This window comes from Senegalimassilia sp., from assembly GCF_977052095.1.
In genome coordinates this window covers 1-4,114 of sequence record NZ_CDRSTZ010000076.1, presented here as the reverse complement: position 1 = coordinate 4,114, position 4,114 = coordinate 1, and the positions used below count along the sequence as shown (strand labels likewise).

Genomic DNA, 4,114 nt, shown 5'->3' with positions numbered 1-4,114 from the left:
CCGCCGCGGGAAACGTGGGCGGCCCTTCGTGGTCTTGGGATGGGGGAAGCGGTTGTCCGTTCGCGCATGCGGCGCTGCTCTCTGGTAAGCTGTTCGTTGATTTTTCGAAAGGACGGGCAGCGTGCAAGAGGTTGCAGGAAACGAAGGCGTGTGGCGTCTTGAGCCGCACGAGAAGATGCTAGGCGTGCGGTTGTACGCGTATGACGGGTGCGTGCCGCCGCTTCCCGATGGCACTCGCCCCCTGGGGCGCTTCGGCGTTGTCGGCGGCAGGGCGCTGCGCCCGAAGCCGGCAAGCGGGGGCATGTACGTGGTGGAAACGGTTGGCGAAACGCCAACTGATCAGGCCATGCGCATCATCGGCTACATCGATGTGTACGGGCGCGCGTTCGCGTGCGCCGAGCCTCAGGTTGCCCCTCCGGCGCGTCTTCCCGATGTGGAGATCGCTCGTTTCAGCGAACCGATGCCGAAGGGGGAGTCGGCTGGCTACGTGTACGTGCGCGACGGGGAAACAGGCGATGCGCGCGTTGTGGCGTCGTATCGCGAGAAGCGCGACCGTTATCACATGTTCGACACGTGGTACGACTTCGGCGCACATGCGCAGGACATGACGTACAAAGAGCTGATGACCAGGGCGTACCTGGCGTTTTACCACCGTCCGAAGCTCGGCGCGCCGGCGGTGCCAAGCCGCGACGTCACCAAGCTGCTTGACAACGTTGGCCCCGAAAAGCCGTTCGCCGACCTGCGCGCGTTCGTTTCCGACGTGCGCACGGTTCTGGCCGATTCGCAGCTGAAGGCTCCGGGCGTGATCGAGCTTTTGGTGCGCAATTTGGAGGCTTCGGGGCTCGAACGGCTGCGCGATCAGGGCGTCCCCGATGATTCGGTGCGCCTTGTGCGCTCGACGCGGTATGCGCATACGGCGTATTTCGTGGCGAACAACGACGCCGGCGCTCCGTCCACCAGCACGCTTTGGGTAATCGAGTCGGCGCTGAACCGTTATCTGCTTGCGTGCGAAAAGCTAGGCGAGCGCGCATCGGAGGCGGCGCTTTCCGAATGCGAGCGGGTTGACGAAGCGCTGTTCGCAACCGTTGGCGCGCAGGAGCTTGCCGGCGGTGGGCTGTCGGGCGTGCCGGAGGGGCACGCCGGCGGCGAGTGGGGCCTGCGCTGCCGCCTGTCGCAAAGCATCGAGCAGCTGCGCTTGCCGGCGCGCGTGGACGTGGAGCTACGCGTGGACGCCGCATCGGGCGCCGTGACGTTCGGCTTGACGGTGCCCCCCGCGAAGCTTATGCCGGCGAGCTTGGACGAACAAGCGTCTGAACAGGTGTTTTCGTATGGCGCGCACGTGGGGCTGCTGCTGGCGGCGCATGCGTTTTCCGCTGAGCAGGCCGTGCAGACGGTAAAGCTTGTGGCGTGGCCGCTTGAGAGCGACACGGGCGACGGGAATCAGGACGCCGAGCGTGCGGCCCTGTTCGAGGTCGACTTGACGCGCCGCGCGTTCAAGGAGACGAACGGTTTTTCCGATGCGCTTGCAAACGATGCGCGTCTGTTGTTCGAGCGCGAAGGCGCCCGCTGGGATGTTGCGGGCGCGGAGCTGCCCGATCCGCGTCTTATGCACCCGGCGTTCGAGGCGTGGAACGAACGTTCGGCGGGAGATGCCTCGCTGCCGACATTCGCCCGCGAACCGCTTGGCGCGCAGCGCGAGCGAGATATGGACATCGAGTACGACACGGCATATCGGCGCGTGGCCGAAAACCTGGCCGACCAACTGGTGCGCACGTCGAACACGTCCGAGGCCATCGCCGCCGTGCGCTCGGTGCAGGCTCGCGCGCTCGACGCGAAAGACGAGCGCGCCGCATCGGCGTGCACGCGCCTGATGAGCGCGCTGGCGGAAGGATCGCTTGATGCGGCGGATCAAAACGCGGTGGTCACCTGCTTTTTGGGCGACGACCGCTGCCTTGCCGCACTCAATCGCGCCCATACGCTGGCGGAAACCGACCAGGCGGCCGCGGTGAGCGTGCTGACGGATGTCATTTCCGAGGCGCAGCTGCTTGACGGCTTCGTCGATGGCTCCTCGGAAGTGCACCGCGCGTTCGACGGCTACGGTTCGCGCGTGCTGTACAACCTGGCACGTGCGAGCACGGCGGCGTTCGTGCCCGGCGTGCAGGCCGATGCCGACAAGCGCGTTCGCGTGGTGCCCGATTCGTTCTACCTGTGCCATCTTGAGGTGGTGCATCTGCTTGAGCGCTCGTTCGAGCGGGCCGACGACGCCATCCGTTACGGCGCCGCGGCGGTTGCCATGGCCCCGACGTGCGCGATGGGCTATCGCGTGCTGGGGCGGGCGTACATGTTGCAGGGCGATATGGAGCACGCATTCGAAACGCTGACGCGCGGCTTGCTCGTGGCCATGCAACCTGCGGATATCTCGCTTATGTACTACCAGCTTGGCTATGTTGCGTGGAAGCTTGGGCGCGCGCAGGCTGGTGTGGCGTGCTACCTGAAGGCCGTCGAGGCATCGCCGGCCATCGCGCTGCAGGCAACGGCGGAGCTCAAGGAGCTTGTCGACGAGACGGGGGTTTCTATCCCCTCGCACGACCGGGCCGAGCAGGACCTGCAAGACGCAGGCATCCTGTGCGCTCCGTCGCCCGAAGTGCTCGACGCGCTTGACGCGGCGCTGGCAGCCGCGTGCGATGCGGGCTTGGCGCACGTGACGCGCAGTCTTTTGGCCACGCGTTTGCGCTACCGCCCCGATGACGTGCTCATGGGCGTGCTGCGCAGCTTCGGCGAGCCGGCTTAAGGCGCGCCGCGCTGCGGGCTGCAGGCCTGCTCGCGCTGATTGCGTGGGCAACCGCCCGGTGCGCTGAACGCAGCTAGCGCCAAGCGTTACAATGCGTAAGTTCAAGGTATACGAAGAACCACGATTCAAAGGATGCACCATGGCAATCAATTCCCCGGAAGGAACGCGCGACCTTCTGCCCGATGAGGCGAAGTTCTGGGCGCATTTCCGCGACACTGCGTTCGACATTTTCGCGCGCTACGGTTATCAGCCCATCGAAACGCCGCTGTTCGAGCAGACCGACCTGTTCGTGCGCGGCATCGGCCAGGCAACCGACGTGGTGTCCAAGGAAATGTTCACCGCTATTTCCGGCGAAAACTTCAAGCGCGTCATCGAGGGCGGCACCATCAAGGCGAAAAGCCGCTTGTCGCTGCGTCCCGAGGGCACGGCTGGCGTCGTGCGCGCTGTGGCCCAGCACGACCTGGTGCCGCAGGGTGCTGCCCCTGCCAAGCTCATGTACGCTGGCCCGATGTTCCGCGCCGAGCGCCCGCAAAAAGGCCGCCAGCGCATGTTTAACCAGGTGGGTATCGAGTGCCTCGGCGCGGAAGACCCGAGCGTCGACGCCGAGGGCATCATCATGCTCATGCGCTTTTACGCCGCCATCGGCATCCCCATGGACGCCACGCGCCTTCTGGTGAACTCCATGGGCTGCGAGAAGTGCCGCCCGGCCTATCGCGAAGCCGTGCGCGCCTACATGAACGAGCACGCCGACACAATGTGCGACGAGTGCATGCGCCGCGCGGAAATCAATCCGCTGCGTGCGTTCGACTGCAAAAACCCCGGATGCGCCGAGGTTATGGACGGCGCCCCGAAGATTTCCGACTACCTGTGCGACGATTGCCGCGAGCACTACGAGGCCGTTAAGGCGTACCTGAAGGGCGCGGGCGTGGCATTCGTGGAGGACCCGAAGCTGGTGCGCGGTTTGGACTACTACACGCGAACGGTGTTCGAAGTGCAGGTTGACCAGGGCATGGGCAGCCAGAACGCCATCGGCGGCGGCGGACGCTACGACAAGCTGTGCGAGGAAGTGGGCGGCAGGCCCACGCCGGGCTTCGGCTTCGCGCTTGGCTACGAGCGCTGTGCGCTTGCCATCCAGGCGGCGGGCTACACGTTCCCCAGCGCCCAGCACTGCGACGTGTTCGTGGCGTGCGTGGACGATTCGGTGCGCGCCGAGGCGTTCAGCCTGGTGCAGGCATGCCGCGATGCGGGCGTGACCGCCGAGATGGATCATCAGCACCGCAGCCTGAAAAGCCAGTTCAAGCTGGCCGACAAGGTGGGCGCGCG

General features: G+C 65.7%; 2 protein-coding genes. Both read left to right on the top strand.

Annotation, left to right across the window (positions count from 1 at the left end):
* The first annotated feature begins 121 nt into the window (after positions 1-121).
* Positions 122-2,791, top strand: coding sequence for a hypothetical protein (locus ACWI6D_RS09260; RefSeq protein WP_449134472.1), 2,670 nt, complete (start codon positions 122-124; stop codon positions 2,789-2,791).
* A 139-nt stretch (positions 2,792-2,930) separates the two neighbouring features.
* A partial coding sequence (gene hisS / locus ACWI6D_RS09255; RefSeq protein WP_449134471.1) for a histidine--tRNA ligase occupies positions 2,931-4,114 on the top strand: 1,184 nt, incomplete at its 3' end.